General features: G+C 71.2%; 20 protein-coding genes and 1 pseudogene. 5 read left to right on the top strand and 16 right to left on the bottom strand.

Translation table 11 applies throughout. From position 1 onward, the window contains the following. Positions 1-180 precede the first annotated feature (180 nt). Entirely contained in the window at positions 181-357 is a 177-nt protein-coding gene (locus tag IEY99_RS05705) for a hypothetical protein (RefSeq protein WP_189199907.1), read from the bottom strand. Between the two features lie 940 nt (positions 358-1,297). Here IEY99_RS05705 and IEY99_RS05700 point away from each other — a divergent pair. From IEY99_RS05700 to IEY99_RS35225, 4 genes and pseudogenes are all read left to right on the top strand, one after another. Next, complete coding sequence (locus IEY99_RS05700) at positions 1,298-1,501, top strand: cold-shock protein (protein ID WP_183223006.1); 204 nt, start codon at positions 1,298-1,300, stop codon at positions 1,499-1,501. Positions 1,502-1,638: 137 nt separating this feature from the next. After that, positions 1,639-1,851, top strand: coding sequence for a hypothetical protein (locus IEY99_RS05695; protein ID WP_189199905.1), 213 nt, complete (start codon positions 1,639-1,641; stop codon positions 1,849-1,851). 138 nt (positions 1,852-1,989) lie between these two features. Further along, positions 1,990-2,130, top strand: a complete 141-nt coding sequence (locus tag IEY99_RS05690; RefSeq protein WP_189199903.1) for a hypothetical protein — start codon at positions 1,990-1,992, stop codon at positions 2,128-2,130. Between the two features lie 241 nt (positions 2,131-2,371). After that, positions 2,372-5,080: pseudogene (locus IEY99_RS35225) on the top strand (fibronectin type III domain-containing protein); the annotation flags it as partial. Here IEY99_RS35225 and IEY99_RS35220 read toward each other — a convergent pair. After that, entirely contained in the window at positions 5,029-5,343 is a 315-nt protein-coding gene (locus tag IEY99_RS35220) for a hypothetical protein (RefSeq protein ID WP_373293304.1), read from the bottom strand. The pseudogene IEY99_RS35225 and the gene IEY99_RS35220 overlap by 52 nt on opposite strands. Positions 5,344-5,377: 34 nt before the next feature. On the opposite strand from IEY99_RS35220, the gene IEY99_RS35215 reads away from it, so the two are divergent. Next, positions 5,378-8,308, top strand: a complete 2,931-nt coding sequence (locus tag IEY99_RS35215; protein ID WP_373293303.1) for a fibronectin type III domain-containing protein — start codon at positions 5,378-5,380, stop codon at positions 8,306-8,308. A gap of 61 nt (positions 8,309-8,369) precedes the next feature. On the opposite strand, the gene IEY99_RS05680 is transcribed toward IEY99_RS35215, so the two are convergent. From IEY99_RS05680 to IEY99_RS05615, 14 genes are all read right to left on the bottom strand, one after another. Beyond that, positions 8,370-8,822 (bottom strand): hypothetical protein, encoded by a 453-nt coding sequence (locus IEY99_RS05680; RefSeq protein ID WP_189199899.1) that lies wholly within the window; start codon positions 8,820-8,822, stop codon positions 8,370-8,372. Between the two features lie 248 nt (positions 8,823-9,070). Continuing rightward, on the bottom strand, positions 9,071-9,451 hold the full coding sequence (locus tag IEY99_RS05675) for a hypothetical protein (protein WP_189199897.1): 381 nt from the start codon (positions 9,449-9,451) through the stop codon (positions 9,071-9,073). Positions 9,452-9,474: 23 nt separating this feature from the next. Beyond that, positions 9,475-9,999, bottom strand: a complete 525-nt coding sequence (locus tag IEY99_RS05670; RefSeq protein ID WP_189199895.1) for a hypothetical protein — start codon at positions 9,997-9,999, stop codon at positions 9,475-9,477. Further along, positions 9,996-11,630: a WXG100 family type VII secretion target gene (locus IEY99_RS05665; RefSeq protein ID WP_189199893.1), complete on the bottom strand. Its 1,635-nt coding sequence runs from the start codon at positions 11,628-11,630 to the stop codon at positions 9,996-9,998. Before IEY99_RS05665 ends, IEY99_RS05670 begins: the two co-directional genes overlap by 4 nt. After that, the gene (locus IEY99_RS05660) at positions 11,627-11,956 is read right to left on the bottom strand and encodes a hypothetical protein (protein ID WP_189199891.1); all 330 of its coding nucleotides are present in this window, start codon (positions 11,954-11,956) and stop codon (positions 11,627-11,629) included. The genes IEY99_RS05665 and IEY99_RS05660 overlap by 4 nt, the downstream gene beginning before the upstream one ends. Next, positions 11,946-12,131: a hypothetical protein gene (locus IEY99_RS05655; RefSeq protein WP_189199889.1), complete on the bottom strand. Its 186-nt coding sequence runs from the start codon at positions 12,129-12,131 to the stop codon at positions 11,946-11,948. The genes IEY99_RS05660 and IEY99_RS05655 overlap by 11 nt, the downstream gene beginning before the upstream one ends. Positions 12,132-12,352: 221 nt before the next feature. After that, positions 12,353-12,541, bottom strand: coding sequence for a hypothetical protein (locus IEY99_RS05650; RefSeq protein ID WP_189199887.1), 189 nt, complete (start codon positions 12,539-12,541; stop codon positions 12,353-12,355). A 69-nt stretch (positions 12,542-12,610) separates the two neighbouring features. Next, positions 12,611-16,318 carry an nSTAND1 domain-containing NTPase gene (locus IEY99_RS05645; RefSeq protein WP_189199885.1) on the bottom strand — a complete coding sequence of 1,236 codons (3,708 nt, stop codon included), beginning with the start codon at positions 16,316-16,318 and terminating at the stop codon, positions 12,611-12,613. 359 nt (positions 16,319-16,677) lie between these two features. Beyond that, complete coding sequence (locus tag IEY99_RS05640) at positions 16,678-17,181, bottom strand: Pycsar system effector family protein (protein ID WP_189199884.1); 504 nt, start codon at positions 17,179-17,181, stop codon at positions 16,678-16,680. Positions 17,182-17,275: 94 nt separating this feature from the next. Then, complete coding sequence (locus IEY99_RS05635; protein ID WP_189199882.1) at positions 17,276-19,516, bottom strand: MMPL family transporter; 2,241 nt, start codon at positions 19,514-19,516, stop codon at positions 17,276-17,278. Positions 19,517-19,650: 134 nt separating this feature from the next. Further along, positions 19,651-20,295: a TY-Chap2 family putative peptide chaperone gene (locus tag IEY99_RS05630; protein WP_189199880.1), complete on the bottom strand. Its 645-nt coding sequence runs from the start codon at positions 20,293-20,295 to the stop codon at positions 19,651-19,653. Between the two features lie 56 nt (positions 20,296-20,351). Then, positions 20,352-21,932: a methyl-accepting chemotaxis protein gene (locus tag IEY99_RS05625; protein ID WP_194505956.1), complete on the bottom strand. Its 1,581-nt coding sequence runs from the start codon at positions 21,930-21,932 to the stop codon at positions 20,352-20,354. A gap of 76 nt (positions 21,933-22,008) precedes the next feature. Continuing rightward, a complete protein-coding gene (locus tag IEY99_RS05620) occupies positions 22,009-22,782 on the bottom strand; it encodes a CPBP family intramembrane glutamic endopeptidase (RefSeq protein WP_189199876.1) in 774 nt (257 codons plus the stop codon). Further along, the gene (locus tag IEY99_RS05615) at positions 22,779-23,369 is read right to left on the bottom strand and encodes a DNA mismatch repair protein MutL (protein ID WP_189199874.1); all 591 of its coding nucleotides are present in this window, start codon (positions 23,367-23,369) and stop codon (positions 22,779-22,781) included. The genes IEY99_RS05620 and IEY99_RS05615 overlap by 4 nt, the downstream gene beginning before the upstream one ends. Positions 23,370-23,399: the final 30 nt, after the last annotated feature.

Below are 23,399 nucleotides of genomic sequence, written 5' to 3'. Positions count from 1 at the left end.
TACGCCAGCCAGGCTGCCAATAGGCGGTCATCTCTGCCACCTGGCGGTCAGGCACGACGTAGTCGCGTTCGCGGATGACGGTCAGGAAATCCTCGGGCACTGCGACGCGCCGGTAGCGCACGTAGTAGGGGAAGTCCTTGCGCCACAGCCAGTCGCCGTCGGTGAGGAGGGTTGGCCCGTTCATGCTCTGCCGGGTGCGGTCGAACGGATCGTCATGTCCATGACGTGGATGAGGACGTGGCCGGCGTTCAGATAGTCGAGCACCTGGGAGAGGTCGGGTAGGCCGTCGCTGGTGACGTGGTCGAGGATGCTCTCCTGCGGCTCGGTCGAGCGGATTCGTCCGAGCTCCCCGAACATCCCTGCCGGCTTCGGTTGGCCTGTGTGCATCAGCGTCCACCGCCCGGCTAGAAGGCCTTCCACTCGCCGTCGTAGTGCGGGTTGTTACGGATGGCATCGACGATCTACTGGGGGTGGGTGGAAGTTGGTCGGATCGGTCTGCGCCGTCCGCTCCTACCTGGCCGGGCCGGAAGAGGCCGTTGCGTTCGCCGTGCACCACGACGTCGTGATATCCCGGCTGCGGCGTGGCAGCGTCGAAGTTGCGCATAGGGCCGTGTCGTAGCCGATGGCCGTGCTACCGGACCGGTGGTAAACCGGGTCCCCCGCGGGCAGGTATGAGTCCGGCTCGCGTGACGGCGGCTGTGGATGCGCTGTCGGGTCGCTCCAGTCCGACCGGCGTGCCGTCGGGTCCGTGCCGGTGTCGTCCGGCGTACCGACGCGGCCGTCGGGGCCGGCGCCTGTCGGCGCGCTCGCGCCGTCGACGCCTGCCAATGGCGCGTAGCAGACGCGTATCACCTCACCGGAGGAGGTAAGGAGGATGTCCGGGTCGAGGGTGATGTTGCGTCCGGCAGGAGGGCGTACTCGATGCCGATGATCGGTAACAGCGCAGCAGCGGGGCAGCGCGCACCACCGCGACCGCCGCGACAGCGGCGAGGACAAACCGACTCGACATCCACCGTCTTGTCACGGACCGCCTTCCGCGGGCCGGAGGTACCGGCGCCGCGGGAAGCCGAATATTGCCGAAACGAAAATCGGAAGCAAGATCTTCGGACGGCAGCCGGATTCTGTGCTACGGTTGGCACGTTGCAGTTTTGATTTCCGTAGACGTTTTCGGCGCCTGATGGGTTATCTGAACCCTCCAGGTGCTTTTCGTTTTCCGCGTCGATGCGACGCGAGTGATCAACGCGGCGGCGTGAGAGTCCGCACAGTGCGGACTCCGACAGCTTGCGAAGGAACAGACATGGCTACAGGCACCGTGAAGTGGTTCAACGGCGACAAGGGCTTCGGCTTCATCAGCCAGGACGGTGGCGGCCCCGACGTGTTCGCCCACTTCTCGGCGATCTCGGCGAGCGGCTTCCGTAGCCTCGACGAGAACCAGCGAGTGGAGTTCGACGTCACCCAGGGCCAGAAGGGCCCGCAGGCCGAGAACATCCGCGCTCTCTGATCCACCCACTACGGACGGCGGCTCGACTGGTTCAGCGAGCCGCCGTCGGCATTTCTACGACTGCAACTTTTCAAGATAGTTCACGCAATTTTTCGCGGCCCGGCTCCGATGTGGCGTGCCGTTCGAGGAGAGCCCCTATGACCACGGTCATCAAGGCATCGCGCGCGCCCGTTTCCCGCCCGCTTTCCGAGCTTTCGGGTTTCCGATCCCCCGTCCCGGTCGCGACCGTCGGTCGCCTGACACCATTTTTCGCCCCAGCCGCCGCGGAGGACTCGACGCCCGTGCTTCGTGCGTCGGACAGCGGCGAGCAGGCGATGCATCGACTTCGGCATCCGTTCGCTTCACAGTAGACACGGCGTCGGTTCTGGTTGATCGACCACCGTCACGTCCGGCGATCGCTTCCCCATCGACGGCATCTGAGCCCGTGTCGGTCGTCCGGCGATAGCCGATCGGCGTCATCGGCGGTCCATCGGAGATGGAGAACTGCGGTGGCGTTGCGACTGCAGAATCCCGGCGAGGAGTGCATCGACGTGGGCGTCGGGCTCTCGACGCCGGTCCGCGGGCTGTTCGGCGGCCAAGGCGTGTACCTGCTGTCAACGGAGCACGAATCGGTCTGTCGTCTCGGGTAGGCCGAGGCTCAGCTGCCCTACGGCGTCGAGTCCGTTTAGGCGTCGGGGCCGGGCGCTGCTCTCGCGGCCGGTCAACGCGTGTGCCGGCGACGTCAGCCGACGGCGGCGACCGTGGTGCGGATGCCGGCCCTGGAGGATGCATCATCCGGCGACAGGCGGGGTCGGCCAAACTTCGAACCGGACGCGCGCCAGCTACATATAGTGCATCTGAAATCACGCTTAGTGAGGACGGGGTGCGCTCATGCGCTGTCGCCGCTGGCTCTCTGTTACCGGAGCATTGCTCCTTACCGTCGGCTCGACCGCGATGCTCGGCATGGCGCCGACGCTCGGTGCACCGCTAGCCGAGCCTTCGGCGTCGGCCGAAGCGTCGCCGTCCGGGAACGGCTCCCCGCCCGGCAGTGCCTCCCCGCCCGGGGTGGCTGCGCCGTCCGGCAGGGCCGCGACCGCCGGCAGCGCCTCCGTGCTGGTGATGGAGTCGCTGACCGTGCCGGACAAGGTGACCGGTTTTACCGCGGCGCCCGGTGACGGCACCTTCCTGCTCACCTTCGACGTGCCGGCGGACGGCGGTAGCCCGATCACCGGCTTCGACTACTCGACCGACAACGGCAGCACCTGGAAGCCGTTGACCGAGGTCACCGGCGAGGCGACGAAGCAGGCGACGATCTCGAAGGAGTCCGGCGGCGACGGAACCGTGCCCCTGGGGTACAACATTCCGTACAACCTCCAGGTGCGGGCCGTCAACATCGTGGGCGGCGGCGCGGCCAGCGACACGTTCTCGGCGACCATCCCGCCGAAGGCCCCCGACGCGCCGCACCCGACCGTCGGCGTGGTCGACGGCACCATCACGCTGAGCTTCACGATGCCGCGGGACTACGGCAGCCCGGTCACCGGCTGGGAATACAGCACCGACAACGGGATCAGCTGGAAGACGCTCACCGTCCTCGGCAGCATCACGCTGACCGCGACGATCACCAACGAGTCCACCGGCGACGGCAACACGGCACTCCAGACCGGCCAGCGGTATCAGGTCCGCATTCACGCGTTGAACGCCGTCGGCACAGGGCAGGACACACAGACCTTCACCGTGGACATTCCCGATCCTGGTGCACCCGCCGCACCCGGCTCGGTCTCGGCCGCCCCCGAAGGCGGAAACCACATCGGCGTCGACTTCATCACGCCCAGCCCGGGTGACAGCGCGATCATCAAGTACCAGTACTCCACCGACGACGGCAACACCTGGCGCGACACCCCACCGCCGGCCGGCGAGGGAACCTTGCACGTCGAGCTCACGGTCGAGAGCAACATGGGCTTCCCGTTCGCCCTCGGCGGCACGTACCGGGTCCGCATCCGCGCCGTGAACAGTCAAGGCGCCGGCGTGGCAAGCGCCGCCGACGAGGTCGACTTCCCCGCCGCCGCGCCCGGCGCGCCCTTCAACCTGGTTGTCGTCCCGCAGGCGGGGAGCGGTTTCACGCTCACCTTCGGGCAGCCGCCGGACAACGGCAGCCCGATCACCGGCTACGAGTACACCACCGACGGCGGCGCGCAGTGGCAGCCGCTCACCGGGGTCGCCGGGGAGATGCAGAAGAGCGCGGACATCACCAACCAGTCCACCGGCGCCGGCACCACACCGCTGGCGACCGGCGTCGCCTATCAGATCCGGGTGCACGCGGTGAACGCCCTCGGCCCCGGACCGGACAGCCAGACCGTCACCGCCACCATCCCCAACGCCGGTTCACCCGACGCACCCGGCTCGGTCTCCGCCCTTCCGGCGGGCGAGAACGACATCGGGGTCGACTTCACCGCGCCGAGCCCGGGTGACAGCGCGATCATCAAGTACCAGTACTCCACCGACGACGGCAACACCTGGCGCGACACCCCACCGCCCGCCGGCGTGGGACCGTTGCACGTCGAGCTCACGGTCGAGAGCAACAGCGGCTTCCCGTTCGCCCGCGGTCACCAGTATCGGGTTCGCATCCGCGCCGTGAACGCCCAGGGCCCCGGCATGCCCAGCGCGGCCGACCAGGTCACCCTGCCGGTGACCGCCCCCGGCAAACCGTTCGACCTTTCGGCGGTGCCTCGGGCGGAGGGTGGTTTCACGCTCGCCTTCGGGCAGCCGTCCGACAACGGCAGCCCGATCACCGGCTGGCAGTACACCACCGACAACGGCGCGCACTGGCAGCCGCTCACCGGCGTCGCCGGAGACTGGCAGAAGAGCGCCCCCATCACCAATCAGTCCACCGGTACCGGCACCACACCGCTGGCGGGCGGGGAGAGCTACCAGATCCGCGTACGTGCGGTCAATGAGATCGGTCCCGGCGAGGACAGCGACACCGTCACCGCGTCGCTGCCCAACGCGGGCTCGCCGGCCGCACCCACCGCGGTCGACGCGGTCGCCGACGGCGACCGGGTCGGCGTGAACTTCACCGCGCCCAGCCCGGGTGACAGCGCGATCATCAAGTACCAGTACTCCACCGACGACGGCAACACCTGGCGCGACACCCCGACCACCGGCGAGGCGCCGTCGCTGCACGCCGACCTTCAGGTGGAGAGCGGCAGCGGCTTCCAGCTCTACCCGGGCCAGCCGTACCGGATCCGCATCCGCGCCGTGAACACCCAGGGCCCCGGCATGCCCAGCGACGCCCACGAGGTCACGCTGCCGACGTCCGCGCCCGGGCGGGTGTACCGGCTGGCGGTTAGTCCCGCCGACGAGGGCGGCTTCGCGCTCTCCTTCGACTCGCCGCCGGACAACGGCAGCCCGATCACCGGCTACCAGTACACCACCGACAACGGCGTGCACTGGCAGCCGCTCACCGGCGTCGCCGGAGACTGGCAGAAGACCGCCGCCATCACCAATCAGTCCACCGGTACCGGCACCACACCGCTGGCGGCTGGAGAGAGCTACCAGATCCGCGTACGTGCGGTCAATGAGATCGGTCCCGGCGAGGACAGCGACACCGTCACCGCGTCGCTGCCCAATGCGGGCTCGCCGGCGAAACCGACCGACGTCCACGGCGGTCCCTCCGAAGACGGCATCGGCGTCGACTTCACCGCGCCCAGCCCGGGTGACAGCGCGATCATCAAGTACCAGTACTCCACCGACGACGGCAACACCTGGCTGGACACCCCGACCACCGGCGAGGGACCGCTGCACGCGAACCTCACCGTGGAGAGCGACTCGCGGTTCCCGCTGGCGAACGGCAACCCGTACCGCATCCGGATCCGGGCCGTGAACAGCCAGGGTCCCGGCATGCCCAGCGACGCCGTGGAGCTCAGCCGCCCACCGGCCGCGCCCGGCCAGCCGTGGGACATGCGGGCCGAGCCCGGCATGGGGTCGGTCACCCTCTCCTTCGACGCACCGTCGGACAATGGCAGCCCGATCACCGGCTGGGAGTACACCACCGACAACGGCGCGCACTGGCAGCCGCTCCACGGGGTCACCGGCGACTGGCACAGCAGCGTCACCATCACCGACGAGTCCACCGGCGCGGGCACCACGCCGCTGGCCAGCGGGGTGACCTACCAGATCCGCATCCGCGCGATCAACGAGCTGGGCCCCGGCGAGGACAGCGAGACCATCTCCGTCGAGCTGCCCAACCCCGGCTCACCTGCCCGACCCGGCGACGTCCACGGCAGCTTCGCCAACGGCAAGATCAGCGTGGACTTCACCGCACCCGCCCAGGGTGACAGCCCGATCATCAAGTACCAGTACTCCACCAACGGCGGCAACAGCTGGTCGGACACCACGACGACCGGCGCCGGCACGCTGCACATCGAGATCACCGCGGAGAGCGGCACCGAGTTCCCGCTCTACCCCGGCCAGATGTACCGGGTCCGGATCCGCGCCGTGAACGCCCAAGGCGCCGGCCTGCCCAGCGCAACGGAGGAGGTCAACCTCCCGCCGACCGCACCCGGCGCCCCGTTCGACGTGTACGACGACCCCGGCGACGGCCAGGTGACGCTGACCTGGAGATCATCGGACAACGGCAGCCAGATCACGGCGTACTCCTATTCCACCAACGACGGGACCGACTGGAAGCCGCTGGGACCGTTGACCTTCAACGACGACTGGACCACCAGCGCGACGATCCACTACGCCTCCACCGGCGACGGCACCACCCCGCTGCAGAACGGACAGAGCTACCAGGTACGGATCAAGGCGACCAACGAGCTCGGCACCGGACCGGCCAGCGAGCCGATCACCGTGGCGCTGCCCCTGCCCGGCTCGCCCGGCCGCCCGACCGACCTCCTCCTGTCGCCGCTCGACGACCGGATCGGCGTCGACTTCACCGCACCCAGCCCGGGTGACAGCGCGATCAGCAAGTACCAGTACTCGACCGACAGCGGAAACAGCTGGCGTGACATCGGCACGACCGGCACCACCACGCGGCACCTCGAGATCACCGTGGAGAGTGACAGTGGCCTGCCGCTCGGGCGCGACAACCGCTACTGGATCCGGGTGCGCGCGGTCAACGCGCAGGGAGCCGGCGTGCCCAGTGAGCCGACCGAGATCAGCCTGCCGCCGAGCGAGCCGAGCCAGCCGACCGGCGTCACCCCGGTGGCGGGCAACCAGCAGGTGACGGTCACGTTCACCGTGGACTCCGGCGGCCGCGAGCTGACCAGCGTCGAATACTCCACCGACGGCGGCACCACCTGGCGGACGCTGAGCGGCGTCACCCCGCTCGACGAGATGACCCACCGCGCCACGATCACGCACGTGTCCAGCGGCGGCGGCGTCGACCGGCTGACCAACGGCGTCACGTACCAGCTGCGGCTGCGGGCGGCCAACGACATCGGTCCCGGCACGGCCTCCGATGCGGTGGCCATGACCCCGCTCGCACCGCCGGCCGCGCCGACCGGAGTGGTGGCGACGGCGCAGACCGCGACGATCAGCGTGTCGTGGAACGCCTCGGCGCCCGGCGGCGCGCCGGTCACCGGGTACACCGCGATCGCCTCGCCCGGCCCGGCAACCTGCGACAGCACACCGACCAACCCGACGAGCTGCATCATGGGCGTGCAGGCGGACAAGCCGTACACGATCACGGTGGTGGCCCACTCGGCCAGCGGCGACTCGGACGCGTCGGAGCCGTCGGAGAGCGTGACGGCGGCCTCGCCGGTCATCCCACAGTCCCCGCCGCCGGTCGACAGCCCCGTGCTGGAGACACCCGAGCAGCAGGACAACAAGACCGCGCCCGGAGCGACGATCACCATCAAGGGCAGCGGCTACGCGCCCAACTCGACGGTGGAGCTCGTCATGTACTCCGCGCCGATCTCGCTCGGCACGGTCGTCACCGACGACAACGGCGAGTTCTCCGTCGACGTCGTCGTGCCCCCGACGCTGCCCGTCGGAAACCACAGCATCGCCACGGTGGGCGCCGACCCGCAGGGCAACGTGCGGGCGATGAGGCTCGACGTGACGGTCGCACGCACCGTACCGGTGGCGCCACCACCGGCGACGACACCCCCGACCACGACGCCGACGGCGCCGCCGACGACGACACCGACGACGACACCTCCGACGACGACGACGCGGGTGGTCACGAAAGTCGCCGTCGGGAGACGCTCGGTGACCCGAGGCGCGCCCACGCGGGCCACCCTTCCCGTCATCGTCACCTTCACCGCAGCCGTCAAGGTGCACAACACCGTCGTCCTGTGGAGCACCGTCTCGGGCGAACGCGTCGTTCTCGGCACCGGCCGGGCCACCATGGCAGCGGCCAGCCGCCGCGCCGCGGTCATGGTCACTCTCAACCCGCTAGGACGCGCCATGGCCGCCACACCGGGCGGATACCCGGTCGCCGTCGCCGCCACGACCGTTCCCGCCTCCGGCCGTACCCTGCGGGCCAGCAGCAGGACCCGCCTGATCCTGAACCAGTTCACCGTGCCGCGAGCGGTGTTCTTCGCCACCGACTCCAGTCGCATCAGTACGGCCCAGCAACGCTACCTGGCCGCGTTGGGCACCAGACTCGCCGGAGCACGCGCGGTGACCTGCATCGGCCGTACCGACAACCGCGGAAACACCGGCGTACTCGGCAAGCGCCGCGCCGCTGCGGTCTGCCGGCTCCTGGCCGCCCGCCTCGATGTCACAACGTCGTCCATCACCCGAGGCGGTGCCACCTCCAGCAACAGCACCGCCGCGGAAAGGGCCCGCAACCGGCGCGTCGACATCATGGTCCGCTACTAGAGACCGCTACTCGCCCGCCGGTGCGGTGCCCCGGTCCTCCGGGGCACCGCACCCCCGGCCGTCAGAAAGCGACCTTGCCGCCGTAGCGCCGCCCGCCCTGCGGCACGAACCGGTAGTTGATCTCGATCCGGAACTTGGTGCCGTCGCGGACATCGGTGGCGATGACCTTCCACTTCTCGGCGTCGCCCGGGCCGAACTGCTTCCAGCTTCCCTGGCACCCGGTCCGGTCGAAGCAGACCCGCACGTCCGCGTGGAACGTGCCGGTGCCTTCGTCGACCCAGAAGTTGATGTCACCGCAGCGCGACGTCGTCGTCCACCGGGTCGGCCCGCCGATCGCGTTGGGCAGCATGACGTTGTCGTGCGAGGCCGACGAGTTCCAGCCGACGGCGCCGCCGTAGCAGCTCGCCGCCTGTGCCGCGGTGCCCGGCATGGCCGCCAGCGCCGCGCCGAGCAACGTGCCTGCCACCGCGCCGGCCAGAGCCCTGAACCGCCGCGCCGTCCCTGTTCTCTTCATGCCCCACTCCTCGCTTCCGGCTCGCCGGGCGGCGGCCGAAACGCAGGTTCCGCCCGCGGCGAGGGCGGGACAAGGCCAGACCGGATCATCGGGACGGGGGGACGGCGGACCGGCGCCGAGCAGCAGCGACATGCTCCGGATGGGACGGTGGGTGGGACGCCGGCCGACGACGGGTGGCGCGTTACTCGCTCCGGCGCCATGCCGGCGCGTTCTCCGCGCGCATGACGGTCAGGCGACGTGCGCGACGCTCACGTCAACGAGCCGATGGCGGCGATGCCGGCGTCGGCTGATGGGCAGGTCCACATGGCTTCGTGCCCCGCAGTTCGGGCCTCCAGCGGATGGCTGCCTGGGTGGAGAGGGCATTCGGGCCATACCGCCGGGTATCCGGCGGCAGGTAGAGCTTCGACCAGCTCGTCTGCTATCCGATCTGCCACGTCTGCAAGAGCGCGGGCGGAGTTCTCCCCGTTGGGAACGCTGATCTCCACAGTGACGGCATCCGCGGCCACGATCCGGACGATCGACTCACGCTTGCGCCTGGACTTCACGGCCTCGCACGTCACCCGGAGCGGATAGGTGGCGCTCACATCCTGCAGCACTGGGATCAGGAGGTCCGGCAGGGCGGTGGTCACGCTCGTGACATTACTGGTAACTGTCAGGCCCTTCTGGCAGCGTCCTTCTGGTCCAAACGCGCATGGTCCAGAGCCACGACGGGTTCCGCCTTCAGGTGGTCGCGCCACGTCTTGCGGGGGACCCCGGCACCGTCGATGTCGACGAACCCGGTGCTCAGAGTGAACGGGCCGCCGCGTTCGTAGAGCATGACCAACGGCTCGAACGGGTCGTCGAGCGCGGACGGTCCATCGGCGGTCACCCGGGCGTACGCCCAGTGCACTGCCCAGGCGCAGGTGTCCCGCACGAGGTTCGGCAGCCTTGCCTGCTGGAGTTGCTCGCCAAGTGCCGCGACGACCGTCTCGTTCGCGCGGATCCCGGGGCAGACCCGGGCCGCGATGTCGAAGAACGGCCAGTCGTCTTCACATTGCAGGTGCTGCGCCCACCATGCCGCGCGGCGTAGGTATTCGCTCATCAACAGCAGCCGGGAGTACGTGCGGTCGTACCGTAGCGTCCAGTCGACGGCCGCCAAGCGGTCCGCCATCCGCCGCGCAGATTCGTCAGGTGTCATCTGTTCCAGTCTCGCAGTGCCAGCTCGACAATATCGTCCAGGTTCGACAAGTCGTCGGCGATCTCCACGTCTGGGACGTCTCGCCCGAGCCGGCGTGGCCAGTGGTCGAATGGACCGCCGGCAGCGCCGGCGATGGGGGCGAGGTCGTGTGCTCCATGATGTTCGGGTGAGGGCCAGTAGTAATCGTCGGCGTAGGCGTCCGGATTCGCTGAGCGGTACGGCAATCCGGCCTCCATCAGTCTGCTCTCGACGTACTCGTGTGCCACGAGTCGGCGGAACCTGTGCAGTCCGTCGGCGTCCAGGGTGCCGTTCTCCGCCGCGGTCCACAGGTCGGCGATCTCGTCGAGCGGGGTGAAATAACCCCGGGCGGTTTGGTTGGGGCCGAGTTGGACGTCATGCTCGGTACGGAAGAGGTGCTGTTGCACACGGCCGATGACGTCGCTGCGGATTCCTGTGTTGCCGGCGATGCGCGGTGCGGCATCAGTGCTGTCCCGGGCCCGTCGATACACCTCCGCGGCGCGGGGGCTGTCGGCGTCCTCGACCCAGCCTGCTCCGCTCGGGAACCGCCGCGTGTTCCCGGCCGCGTCCGGGCCGGACGGGCCGCCTACCGGGATCGCTCCGCCCGGCTGTTCGGCGCCGGTCGGGCTGCGTTGTGCCGGCGCGTCGGGCTCTGCGAGCCGGGGCTGGTCGGCAGCCCCGGCGAGAGCCGGTCCGTCGGATGGGAGCCCCGCCGATGGCGCTGGAGTTCCGCCTTGTGGTGTCGGGCGCGTGGGCATGTCCCCACCGGCCGGCTCTGACCCGGCACCCGGCCTGCCCGCGGTTCCCGCCGTCGGGGTACGAGCTTCGCCGGTACGTGCCAGTCGGCGTAGCAGGTCGCTGAGTTCGTCGATCAGGTCGCCGAGGCGTTTGAGTAGCGGGGTGAGCCGGCGCAAGCTACTGATCAGCGCGCTGATCAGTTTGCCGATCCGTGCCGCCCACTTGGCGACCAGGCTGCCGACCTGGGAGACCACCAGCGGGGTCGCCAGCCCGAGGGTGGCGCCCTCCTCGGCCAGCCACATCGGCAGCCGGACCGCCAGCACGGAGACGAAGTCGGCGATCAGGTCCCGGACCAGTTCCCGGACCAGGGCGACGAGCAGCCCGGCGCCCTCGACCAGCGCGGCGATGCCTGCGGTGGCGCGGGCGATGCCGTCCATCGCGGTCAGCTGCTCAGTGATGTGGGCGCGGTAGGCCCGCGCCGAAGCGCCTGCCCATTCGCCGAGCTGTGCGGTCACTGCCGTCTGCAGGGTCGCCGCGACCTCGGTGGTGTTGGCGGCGACGTTGCGCCAGGTCTGGGCGTACGCGGTGATCTGGTCCGGGTCGCCGGCCAGCCAGTCGAGGGCGTCGGACAGCGGCTTGACGTGTTCCAGCAGCCAGCCCACGCCCCAGCTCACCAGCGAACCGAGCGGGTCGAGCACGGTGGCCAGCGCGTCCAGGCCGGTGGCCACTCCGCCGATCGTGGAATCGATCCAGCTGCCCGACTCGATCCCGTTCACCGTGTCGGCGACGCTCTCCACCAGTCCCAGGCCGGAGTACCACTGCGTGGAGTCCTGCCTCGCGGCGATCAGCGGGTTGGGCGCCGCCGTGTCGGTCACAGCGGTAGCTCCAGCCGGCCCCCGGCGTCGGCGACCCGCCGCGCGTTTGCCGCATCGGTGGACTCCGCGGCGGCCGCCACCGAGCGCAGGCCTGCCGCGGCCTCCCGCAGCGCCGACGCCGACTCGCCCAGCGCCGTCACCGCCCGGTCCGCCACCGGATCGATCAACCCGGGCAGGAAGGCGCAGATCTGCCCGTACGCTTCCGCGCCCAGCTGCACGTACGCCGCCGCGCCGCGGCCGGTTTCCATCCCGTCCGCCGCCTCGTCGACCGCGCCGGCGTGCCGCCGCACCGCGGCGACCGGCATCCGGGTCTCGTCACCAGCCACGGCAGCCCCCGGAAGCGGTGACCGTCACCCGCATCGCCCCGCCGGCGCCGGTTACCGACGGAGTGATCCCGGCGGCCCGATCGGAGAGCTTGGCGGTCGTCTGGGCCCGCACCGGCACCTGCCCCGTCCACGAGCGCACCGACTCCTGCGCCGCCTTCATATCTCGGCCCAACACGCATCGACCCCCCGTCACAAGACCGACAACCGCACGGCGACCGTAACCGGATCGGGCCGGTGTCGACCAGCGGTGCGTCCCGTCGGCGGACCGGAGGACACCGGATCGCCCGGCACTTTGACGGAGAGGTGGTCGGTGGGCACCAAGACGGCAGTGCTGACGCCGACTACGGATCGGAACGGCCTCCCACCTGTGGTGAGAGGCCGTTCTCGCCCCGGAGTTCAGGCCTCGACCGTCTCCGCGACCGGGTGGGTTCCGGATCCGATCATCGGCATCAGTGCCACGGTGGTGCGGTCTGCTGCCGTGGATTCCTGGCCGGTGTGGGTTGTCGCGGTCACGGCCAGGGCGCCGAGGACGATGGCGGCCGGGACGAGCAGGGCGCGGGTCAGGGCGGTGGTCCGTCGTTGCATGATCTTCCTCCTTGGTGGATGTACGGAGATGATCGGCGGCGGACTTTCGGTGGTCTTTCGGGCCGGTTGTCAGCAGGAGCGCGGGCGCCGCTCCTGGGGTGCGTACGTGGACCATTCCTCGTTCGTCGGCAGGCCGAAGCGGGTGCAGAGCGCCCGCAGCGGGTTCTCGTACGTCGCCACGTCCCACAGCCGGATCGTTCCGTCGGTGCTGCTGCTGACGAGCCGGGTGCCGTCCGGGCTGAACGCGACGTCCGTCACCACTTCGGTGTGACCGATGAGGGGGCCTCCGACCGGTTCGCCGGTGGTGGGGTTCCACAGCCGGATGGTGCGGTCGGCACTGGTGGTGGCGAGCAGTCTGCCGTCCGGGCTGAACGCGACGCTCCACACGTCCTCGGTGTGGCCGGTCAGGGGCTCTCCGACCGGTTCGCCGGTGGCGGGGTTCCACAGCCGGACGGTCCGGTCGTAACCGGTGGTGGCGAAGAGCTTGCCGTCGGGGCTGAACGCCACGTCCATCACCAGGGCGTTGTGGCCGGTGAGGGGGCTTCCGACCGGTTGACCGGTGGTGGGGTTCCACAGCCGGATGGTGCGGTCGGCGCTGGTGGTGGCGAGCAGTCTGCCGTCCGGGCTGAACGCCACGCCGTACACCTCGTCGGTGTGGCCGGTGAGGGGGCCGCCGGCGGGTCTGCCGGTGGCGGCGTTCCAGAGTCGGGCCGTGCCGTCGGCGCTGGTGGTGGCGAGCAGCGTGCCGTCGGGGCTGAACGCCACGCTCAGCACGTCGGCGGCGTGCAGGTCGAGCGGGTCGCCGACGGGTTCGCCGGTACGGGCGTTCCACAGCCGGGCCGTGTCGTCGACGGCGGCGGTGGCGAGCAGCGTGCCGTCGGGGCTGAACGCCACGCCCAGGACGGCGTCGGTGTGGCCGGCGAACGGGCGGCCGGCGGGTTCGCGGGTGCGGGCGTTCCAGAGCCGGGCCGTGTCGTCCGTGCTGGTGGTGGCGAACAGCCCGCCGTCGGGGCGGAACGCCACGTCCGTCACGGGGCCGGCGTGGCCGGTGATCGGGCCGCCGACGGATCGGCCGGTGCGGGGATCCCACAGCCGGGCCGTGTCGTCTTCGCTCGCGGTGGCGAGCAGCTTGCCGTCCGGGCTGAACGCCACGTGTGCCACGTCCTCGGTGTGGCCGGTGAGTGGCTTTCCGACGAGTTCGCCGGTGCGGGGGTTCCAGAGCCGGGCCGTGGCGTCGGAGCTGCCGGTGGCGAGCAGCGTGCCGTCGGGGCTGAAGGCCGCGCTGGTGACCGGCCCGGTGTGGCCGGTGAGCGGGTCTCCCACGGGTTCGCCGGTGCGGGGGTCCCACAACCGGACCACGGAGTGCGAGCTGACCGTGGCGAGCAGCTTGCCGTCCGGGCTGAACGCCACACCCAGCACGTCGTCGGTGTGGCCGGTGAGCGGTTTCCCCACGGCTTCGCCGGTACGGGGATTCCACAGCCGGACGGTGGCGTCGGAGCTGGTGGTGGCGAGCAGTGAGCCGTCGGGGCTGAACGCCACGCCCCACACGTCGTCGATGTGACCGGTGAGCGGTTTCCCGACGGGTTTGCCGGTACGGGCGTTCCACAGCCGGCCCGTGTCGTCGTCACTCGACGTGGCCAGCAGTGTGCCGTCCGGGCTGAAGGCCAGGCCCGTCACCGCTTCGGTGTGGCCGGTGAGGGGATTTCCGGTCTGTTCGCCGGTACGCGGATTCCACAGCCGGACCGTGGCGTCGGAGCTCGCCGTGGCGAGCGACGAGCCGTCCGGGCTGAACGCCACGCCCGTCACGGCCGCGGTGTGGCCGGTGAACGGGTCTCCGACCGGCTGGTCGGTGGCGGGATCCCACAGCCGGACCGTCCGGTCGTGGCCGCCGGTGGCGAGCAAGGTGCCGTCGGGGCTGAACGCCACGGCCCCCACGTCGTCGGTGTGGCCGACGAGGGCCTCGCGCTGCTGCGCCAGCATGAACGTCAGGGCGTCGCGTGCCTCCTCGGTGGGCTCCGTCAGCCAGGCCGCGGTGGCGAGCCGCCGGGCGGTGGCGGGCCGGGTGGCGTTGAGGCTCTGGCTCTGCGCGGCGAGCTGACGGGACAGGGCCAGATCGTGTTGGCGCTGGGCCCGCGCCGCCTGGGCCCAGGCGGCGACCGCCAGGGCGCTGACCAGGACGACAACCGAGACGAGGCCGGCCAGCAACGCGCGCCGCCGGCGGCGGCTCGTCGCCTGGGCCCGGCTCTGCACCGCGAGGCTGCGGTCCAGGAAGTCCGCCTCACGGGCCGTGACCGCGTCGGGGTTCTCGGCCCGCCATTCGCTGGCGCGGGCGAGGCGGGTTCCCCGGTACAGGGCGCTGTCCTCGCGGCCGAGCGACTCCCAGTCCGCGGCGGCGTGGGTCAGCAGCCGGTGCAGCCGCAGGCCCTCGTGATCGTCGTCGATCCAGCCGCGGAGCCGCGGCCAGGCCTGCACCAGCGCCTCGTGGGTGATCTCGACGGTGTCCCGGGTGACGGTGAGCAGCCGCGCGGTGGCCAGGCGGTCGATCACCGTCGCGATGTCCGGATCGTCGCCGAACTCCGCGCGTGCCACCCGGCGCCGGGTGACCGGGGCGTCGTCTCCGCTGTCCACCAGCCGCAGCAGGACCCGTCGGGTGGTGCGCTGCCGTTGCGGTCCGAGCGCGGTGTAGACCGCCTCGGCGCTCTGCGCGATGGCACCGTCCACCCCGCCGGCTGCCTCGTATCCGGCCAGCGTCATCGTCGTGCCGCGCCGCCGCTGCCACGCCTGGACCATGGCGTGCGAGGCCAGCGGCAGGGCGCCCGGGCGGTTCGCCAGCTGGGCCACCACGGTGGACACCAGCGTGCCCTCGACCCGCAGGCCGGCCCGCTCGGCCGGGCGGACCAGCGCATCCCGCAGCTCCGCCGCGTTCATCGGCCCGACCATCGCCTGCGCGTCGCGGAACGCGGTGACGAGTTCCGGGTACTGGGCACACCGAGCGTAGAAATCCGCCCGTATCCCCAATATCACCCGGACGCGGCTGCCCGGCGTGTGCGCGGCGCCCAGCATCGCGGCGAAGAACGCCCGGCGCCGGGCATCGTCGGCGCACAGGGTGAACACTTCCTCGAACTGGTCCACCACCAGCAGCAGCTCGACGCCGTCCGGCTCGCCGGCCAGCGCCGTACCGATGGCCGTGTCCCAGGTGGCCGGGTCCGGCGCCAGCTTCGGCAGGGTCCGGGTCAACGTGCGGGTCAGCTCGGCGAGCGGGTCGTCCCCCGGTGTCATGAGCGCCGTCGGCCAGCCGGAGCCCAGGGCGCCCCGGGCCACCTCGGACAGCACCCCGGCGCGCAGCACCGACGACTTGCCGCTGCCCGAGGCGCCGAAGACCGCCACCACCCGGCGCGACGCCAGGCTGTCGAGCAGTTCGCGCACCAGGCGCTCGCGGCCGAAGAACCATTCGGCGTCGTCGGGTTCGTAGGAGGCGAGGCCCCGGTACGGCGGCTCGGCGGCAGCGGTCGCGTCGGCGTCGGCGTCGTCGGCGAGTGCGGCGGCGGTCTCTTTCCACCGTTGCTCCCACGCCGCCCGGTCACCGCCGCACGCCTCGACGTAGGCCAGTGTCACCGCGAGGCTGGGTAGCTGGCGACCGGCGGCCGCCACGGACAGCGTGGTGACCGAGAAGTGTGCCCGCCGAGCCAGGTCCCGGTAGCTGGGCCGGCCGGCGTTCTCCCGCAGCTCCCGCAGGCCCGCCGCGAATTGTTCGATGGGGCCACCGGTGGGATCCAACGCTCGCTCAGGCCGTGGCACTGCGGTCTCTCCCCTGGTCGCGCCCCGCCTCAGGGACGCCGTCGCCCGGACTGCCGGCGAGACCCGGCCCGCGCCGGCGATGTCCGGTTCGCCGGCCTCGTACCCCGGGCAGGGTTGTTCTGTTTTGTTTGTTCGGCCGCCGTGCCGGACCGAACAATCGGCAGCGATCTTAGCCTGGTCGGCATAGGAGGAGGGGCGCCCGGCGTGTGGGGCGGTCAATGGATGACGGGGGTGACCGGCCCGCACGCGGGAGCCGAACCCCGGGCGACTACGGCGGGGCCGCGGTCAGCCCGGGGAGAGACCGAGGATAGAGCCCTATCTCTGGCGGGCAGTGCCGCTCATCCGCCGAATGCGGCCACGACGGCGGCCAGGACCGTCGCGGCGAGGGCGCCGCCGAGCAGTTTCAGGCTCCATCGGACGCAGATGTGCTTGCGGCGGGCGACCATGCTGTTGGCCCACACCTGGGCGCCGATCTCCCGCTGCAGCCGGGGCGGGTCCCCGACCAGCTTCTCGAAGTCCTCGACGTATTCCGCCCGCTCGCCGCCGTACCGCCCGCCGATGTGGTGGAAGTGCAGCAGCGACGGCGACTCGCCGGGGGTGGAGAGCCTCGGCATGATCGCGGCGATGTCGAAGGCGATGCTCAGCACCAGGAAGGCGGCGGCCAGCAGCAGCGCGGCGGCGGGCACCGGATGATCTGCGAAGAATCCGTCGCTCTGGACCCGGACGGCGACGAGGCCGATCAGGACACTGTTGAGGGTGAGCACCAGCCCGGCCTTCGCGTCGGCGTACCGAACGATCTCGTTGACCTGCTGCAGCAGCTTCCACGAATCGTCCAGTGCCATGCCGTCGACGCTAACCGCTGTTGTTGCGTCACGACAGGGTGACGTTATGTGAAACGGCCGGGCCCCGCGGGGACCCGGCCGTTTCGCTACCGTTTCACTTGGCGCCGATCAGCTCCGGCTCCGGGTCGTCCGTGCGGGCCACCGGCGTTCCCTGCGCCACATGCCGGCCGCGTCCCCGCAGCAGGCGGGGCGCCCACCAGTTCGCCGGGCCGAGCAGCGTCATCAGCGACGGCAGCACGACCGCCCGGATGAGCGTCGCGTCCAGCAGGATCGCCGCGGCCAGACCCACGCCGAGCTGCTTCATGTCGATCGTGGACAGCGTGGCGAAGATCGAGAAGACCGCGACCATCACGATGGCGGCGCTGGTGACCACCCCCGCCGAGCCGGTGATGCCCTCCGCGACCGCCTCCCGGTTCGGCACGCCGCGCAGGACCGCCTCGCGGATCCGGCTCACCACGAAGACGTGGTAGTCCATGGACAGCCCGAACAGCACCACGAACAGGAACAGCGGCAGCCAGGTCACGATGGCGCCCATCGAGGTGAAGCCCAGGACGCCCTCGGCCCAGGTGTTCTGGAAGACCAGGACCAGCAGGCCGTACGCCGCGCCGGCCGAGAGCAGGTTCAGCACGATCGAGGTGAGGGCCACCACCACCGAGCGGAACGTCCACGCCATCACGAGGAAGGTGAGCAGCAGGACGAAACCCACGACGATGGGCAGCTTGCGCCACACGTGGGCGGCGTAGTCCTCGCTCTCCGCGACGGCGCCGCCGACCGCGTACTCCGCGTCCGCACCGAGCGTCCCCAGCGCGGCCGGAGCCAGGTCGTCGCGAAGCCGGTGCAGCGAGTCGACCGCCTCGTCGCTGCGCGAGCTGAAGGGCGTGGCCAGCGACAGCACCGTCACGCGCCGGTCCGGGGAGACCTCGATGTCCGGGCCGTCCTGCTCCGGCGCGGCGAACAGCCGGTCGCCCGAGGTGCTCGTGGCCAGCCGGGTCAGGGCCTCCTTCACCGCGGCCGCCTGCTCGGCGGGCGCCTGCACGGCCACGATGTGGTTGGTGCCGTTGCTCGGGTACGCCGCCGTCAGCCGGTCGTAGGCCTGCATGGCGGGCGTCGTCCGCGGGAGGTCCTCGGTGCCCGGGAACTTGAGCTGCATCCCCACCGCGGGCGCGGCCAGGGCGAGCAGCACGCCGACGCTGACCACCAGGGTCGGCAGCGGGAAGCGCAGGGCGGGGCGCAGCACGAGCGACCAGAACCGGCTGGGCTTCACCTGGCCGTCCGCCGAGGTACGCCGGGCGGCGAGGCGCCACAGCAGCGGCACCCGCGGCCGGTCCACCCAGCGGCCCAGCTTGGCCAGCAGGGCGGGGAGCACGGTCAGCGAGCCGATCACCGCGACGGCGACGACCAGGATGGAGCCCACGGCCAGCGAGGAGAAGATCGCGTCCTGGGCCAGGAACAGCCCGGCCATGGCGATGACGACCGCCGTACCGGAGACCACGACCGCATGCCCGGAGGTCTCGGCGGCGATCTCCACGGCGTCCACGTGGCCCCGGCCCTTGGCGCGTTCCTCCCGCTCCCGGCGTACGTAGAAGAGCGAGTAGTCGACGCCGACCGCCATGCCGATCAGCAGGATGACGCTGGAGGTGGAGTCGTTGGCCGGCACCAGGTGCGATGCCAGCGTCGACAGGCCGATCGCGGCGGCCACCGAGGAGAGGGCCAGCAGCACCGGGATGCCGGCGGCGATGAGCGCGCCGAACGCGATGATCAGGATGGCCAGGGTCACCGGCAGGCTGAGCAGCTCGGCCCGCTTGAAGTCCTTGCCGAGCGTGTCGTCGAGCGCCTTGCTGATCGACGGCCCGCCGACCTCCTCGACCCGCAGGCCCGGGAACTGCTCCTGGACCTTCGCGGTGGCCGCGCGCAGCGGCTCCACCCGGTCGGCCGCGGTTTCGGGATCACCGCCCATGGTGATCGGCACCAGCAGCGCGGAGCCGTCACGGGCGGGGATCGCCTCGCCCACGCTCGCCACCCCGGGCACCGTGCGCAACCGTTCCGCGGCGGCCTTGGCCGCGTCGCCGGCGGCCCGCTGGTCGAGCGCGCCGGAACGGGCGGTGATCAGGACATTGTCGACGGCGGGCTCGTCGGCGAACCGGCCCTCCTCGACGATGACGCCGGCCCGCCCGGACTCGCCCACGGCCATGTCCTTCGCCGTGGCTTCCTGCAATCCGGCGGCGTTGCCCCCGAAGAAGCACACCGCGACGAACACCACCCACAGCGCCACCGCGCGCCAGGGATGCTCGGCGCTCCACCGTGCCAGCCGTACTGTGACCGGTCGCCTGTTCATTGTCGGTTCCCCCCGCTCGATTCCTGGGTCGAACCTGAACCTAGGCAGTGCGGCGGCGGCGAACATCGGGGTTCGACCCGCGCTCGCCCCGGATACCGCCGACCCTGAGACGCCTCAGGGTCGGCCGCGAGCGGTTACTGGAGCAGGCCGCCGAACACCGCCGTGACCGTGCGGTACACGTGGCGGGCGTGCAGTTGGTAGACCTCGGGCAGGTAGTGGCAGCCCCGGCCGACGTACGCGTATCCGTCGGTGTCCACCGCGCCCATCGTCTCGCCGTCCCGCCGGACGACGTAGAGCAGGTGCTCGCGCGCCCGTTCCGCGGCCAGCGGGAACTGGGCGTAGAGGTCGTCCCTGCTGCTCGAGATCAGCGACGGGTCGCGTACCTCCCACGGCTTGCGGTCGTTGGCCGTGATCCCGGTCAGCGCCGCGATCGCCCGGTACACCAGCGTGCGGGGCGTCGGTTCCGGCGTGCCGTCCGGCGCGGGCAGCCCGGCGGCGGTCTCCGCCTGCTCGACCAGTCCCTCCGGCTGCTCGGTGAACAGCCGGTCCAGCGGCCACGGGTTCGCCCCGGTGCGCGGGAACTGCAGGTTGCCCGCCCGGTTGAGGCTGACGTACGCCGTCCGGTCGCCGGGTGTGGCGACGTCGTGCAGCTCCAGGCAGTCGTACGCGCCGTCGCGGGGATGCGTCTCCCGCAGCATGAGCTCGGGATGGCGCCGGGCGAGCAGGGCGGAGAACCACCACGACTGCGCGTGGACCAGCGCGGGCCGGAAGTTGGTCATCGCACGCCTCTCCGCCGAGCCCGGAGAATTGCCCTCTTTGCCAGGCTAGCGGGACGTCAGCCCTCGCGTACGGTGAACTGGCCCGCCACCTCGCGCAGGTCGGACGCCGTCGCCGTCAGCTGCTGCACCGACTGCGCGGCGGTCGTGGTCGCGGCCGCCATCCGCTCGGTGGAGCCCCGGTTCGCGCCCGCGAACGAGCCGACCGCCTCCAGCGCCGAGTGCAGCTCCGCGGTGCCGCCGGCGATGCGCTCGAACGCGCCCCGCGCCTCGGCGTCGACCACGGTGACCGCCTCCGCGCTGGTCTGCTGGATCTCGCCGACCAGTGCCGCGATCGTCTTGGCCGCCTCGCCGCTCTCCTCGGCCAGGTTGCGCACCTCGTTCGCGACGACCGCGAAACCCGCGCCGTGCGTGCCCGCCCGGGCCGCCTCGATCGAGGCGTTCAGCGCCAGCAGGTTGGTCTGGCCGGCGATGCGGGTGATGGCGTCCACGATGCCGCCGATGCGGGCGGCCTTGTCGTCCAGGTCGCGCATGACCCGGGTGAGGTTCGTGACCGTGTCCACGCCCTCGTCGACGTAGCCGGACGTCTGGTGCGCCGCGCGCTGGGCCGCGCCGAGGAGCTCGACCTGCCGCTCGGCGTTGTTCACCACGTCCATGGCGGCCGCCCGGATGTCGTCGGAGGTGCCACCCAGCTCGGCCGAGGCCTGGTCGAGGTCGGTGATCGCCCGGTGCACCTGCCGTACGGAGCTGTTCAGGCTGTCGATCATCGCGGTGAAGGCGTTGCCGAGCCGGTCGCCGGCCGACGCCGGCGGGGCCGACACCGCGAGGTCCCCGGCCGCCATCCGCTGCGAGACCTCCGCCTTGGCGGTCAGGTACGCGACCATGTCGTCGAACGCGGCGGCGACCTCGGCCACCTCGTCGTCGGCCTCGACCCGGATCCGCTGGTCGAGCTCGCCCCGGGCGATGCCCCGGGCGGCGACGGAGACCTGTTCGAGCCCGTCGGAGATGCGCCGGGTCAGCATGCGCCGCACGGCCAGCGACATGGCCACGGCCGCGACGAGCAGGAGCGCGGAGACCGCGAAGGCGATCACCGCCTGCCGGTCGGCATCCTTGCTCGATGCGGCCGACTCGGCGGTCTGCTGGTCGCGCAGCGCCGCCAGGCTCTCCTTGAGGCCGTCCCAGTGCTCGTCGCCCGCCCCGGAGTCGAAGCTCTGGCGGGCCTCGGCGAGCTTCCCGGCGTCGACGAGCGTCACCTCGCCCGAGGTGGCGTTGACGTACGACGTCCAGTGCGTGTCGAACGAGTCGAGGGCGGCGCGGGTGTCGCCGCTCGTCGACAGGGTGCGGAACTCCGCGATCAGGGCCTTGATCTCGGCGTCCTCCTCGGCCATCCCGTCGACGGTGTCCTTGCGCGTCTCCTCGTCGTCGGCGGGCAGGGCCAGGTACTCCCACTGCTCCTTGCGGTACTTGTTCATCAGGCCGTCGATCTCGCCGGTGATCCGCATCGCGGGCATGCCGGCCTTCGCCAGGTCGCCGACCCGGTTGGTCGCCTGGAGCAGGAAGATCGCCGAGACGACCGCCGACACGACCAGCACCACCATGATGACGGTGAAGCCGGTACGCAGGGCCCGGGCGATGGTCATCTGGGACAGAACGGTCCGGAAGCGCTTGAGCAAGGCCACGACGTACCGATCGACCCGATCCGGAAAAAATTGAGCGTCAGAGCCAGTCGAGCCATTCCCTCGGCAACAGCGTGTAACCGACGAACGCCGCGATGTCGAGCAGGGCGTGCGCCACGATCAGCGGCATCACCCGGCCCCGGCGCAGGAAGAACAGCGAGAAGACCACGCCCATCACCGCGTTGCCGACGAACGCCCCGAAGCCCTGGTAGAGGTGGTACGACCCGCGCAGCACCGCGCTGGTCCCGACGATCCACCACAGCTGGGCGCCGTACTCCCGGAGCCGGGTCATCAGGTAGCCGACGACGACGACTTCCTCGAGGACCGCGTTCTGCACGGCCGCCATGATCAGCACCGGCACGGCCCACCACACCGGTTGCAGCGCCGCCGGGACGATCCGCGCGTTCAGGCCGAGCTGGGCCGCCACGAAGACCAGCAGCAGGCCGGGGAGCCCGATGCAGGCGGCCAGCGCCGTACCCCAGCCGAGGTCCGGGCCGGGCCGCCGCAGGTCCAGGCCGAGCGTGCGGACCGGCGACCGGCGGTCCCGGTGCAGCAGATACAGCGCCAGCACGACGGGCACCAGGGCGAAGAAGATCCCGAGCAGCTGGTACGTGAGATCGAGGTACGGCCGCGGCGACTGCGACGGGTTGAGCGTGGCGGTCTGCTGCGACAGCGGCTTGCCGGCGGTCAGCTTCGCGACGAGGGACACGACCGCGTACACCGCCGACTGGCCGAGCGAGACCAGCAGCACCAGCCCGATCTCGAAGCGCAGCTCACGCCGGGTCGCGGGCGGGCGGTCGACGGTCACCGTCACGAGCCGATCTCGCTCACCTCGGCGAAGGGTTCGTCGTCGCGCCACACCACGTGCACGATGAAACTGTGGTTGACCTCGTTGAAGTAGACCGCGAGGTTGTCCGGGGTGTTCTGCACCGTCGCCACCGAGAATCCGTCGCTGGGCGTCGCCGTGACCAGCTTGATGACGCCCTCGCTCGCGCGGATCACGGTCTGACCGCCCTCGACCCGGAACGACCGCACGTACCTGGGGGCGCCGTCCCCGGCGGTGGTGACCGTCCAGCCGTCCTTGTTGGTGGTCGTCGTGGCGGCCGCGGCCGGCGGCGCCGGCGGGGAGGAGGTCCGGGTCGGTGCCGGCGGGCTGGTGCGGGACGGGCTGGGGCCGGCGGACGGGGAGGTGGGCGCGGTGGTCGGCGGGATGAGCGACGCCGGGGGCGAGGGCGTGGAGAGCTGCCCCGCGTCGCGGAGCTGATCGACCGAGACGAGCGCGCCCTCGTCCGCGGTCGCCGTGCGCAGCACCGGCAGCATCGCCACGGAGGCGAGCGCCACGCTGGTCAGCGTGGCCGCGCACCAGCCGAGCAGCGGCATCCAGCTTCGGGGCGATCGCACGTGGCCATAGTCTCACCTGCACCTATGGTT

Origin of the sequence: Couchioplanes azureus, from assembly GCF_014648355.1 — a bacterium.
Taxonomy (GTDB): domain Bacteria; phylum Actinomycetota; class Actinomycetes; order Mycobacteriales; family Micromonosporaceae; genus Actinoplanes; species Actinoplanes azureus.
The sequence above is the reverse complement of the archived record's forward strand: the minus strand, read 5'-3'. Positions and strand labels throughout refer to the sequence as shown.

Bases quoted from the DNA above. Each gene is read 5' to 3' on its own strand.
- IEY99_RS05705 (WP_189199907.1), bottom strand. From the start codon at position 357: ATGTTCGGGGAGCTCGGACGAATCCGCTCGACCGAGCCGCAGGAGAGC.
- IEY99_RS05700 (WP_183223006.1), top strand. From the start codon at position 1,298: ATGGCTACAGGCACCGTGAAGTGGTTCAACGGCGACAAGGGCTTCGGC.
- IEY99_RS05695 (WP_189199905.1), top strand. From the start codon at position 1,639: ATGACCACGGTCATCAAGGCATCGCGCGCGCCCGTTTCCCGCCCGCTT.
- IEY99_RS35220 (WP_373293304.1), bottom strand. From the start codon at position 5,343: ATGCGGTACGGGTTGCCGTTCGCCAGCGGGAACCGCGAGTCGCTCTCC.
- IEY99_RS35215 (WP_373293303.1), top strand. From the start codon at position 5,378: ATGCCCAGCGACGCCGTGGAGCTCAGCCGCCCACCGGCCGCGCCCGGC.
- IEY99_RS05680 (WP_189199899.1), bottom strand. From the start codon at position 8,822: ATGAAGAGAACAGGGACGGCGCGGCGGTTCAGGGCTCTGGCCGGCGCG.
- IEY99_RS05670 (WP_189199895.1), bottom strand. From the start codon at position 9,999: ATGACACCTGACGAATCTGCGCGGCGGATGGCGGACCGCTTGGCGGCC.
- IEY99_RS05650 (WP_189199887.1), bottom strand. From the start codon at position 12,541: ATGCAACGACGGACCACCGCCCTGACCCGCGCCCTGCTCGTCCCGGCC.
- IEY99_RS05640 (WP_189199884.1), bottom strand. From the start codon at position 17,181: ATGGCACTGGACGATTCGTGGAAGCTGCTGCAGCAGGTCAACGAGATC.
- IEY99_RS05635 (WP_189199882.1), bottom strand. From the start codon at position 19,516: ATGAACAGGCGACCGGTCACAGTACGGCTGGCACGGTGGAGCGCCGAG.
- IEY99_RS05630 (WP_189199880.1), bottom strand. From the start codon at position 20,295: ATGACCAACTTCCGGCCCGCGCTGGTCCACGCGCAGTCGTGGTGGTTC.
- IEY99_RS05625 (WP_194505956.1), bottom strand. From the start codon at position 21,932: ATGACCATCGCCCGGGCCCTGCGTACCGGCTTCACCGTCATCATGGTG.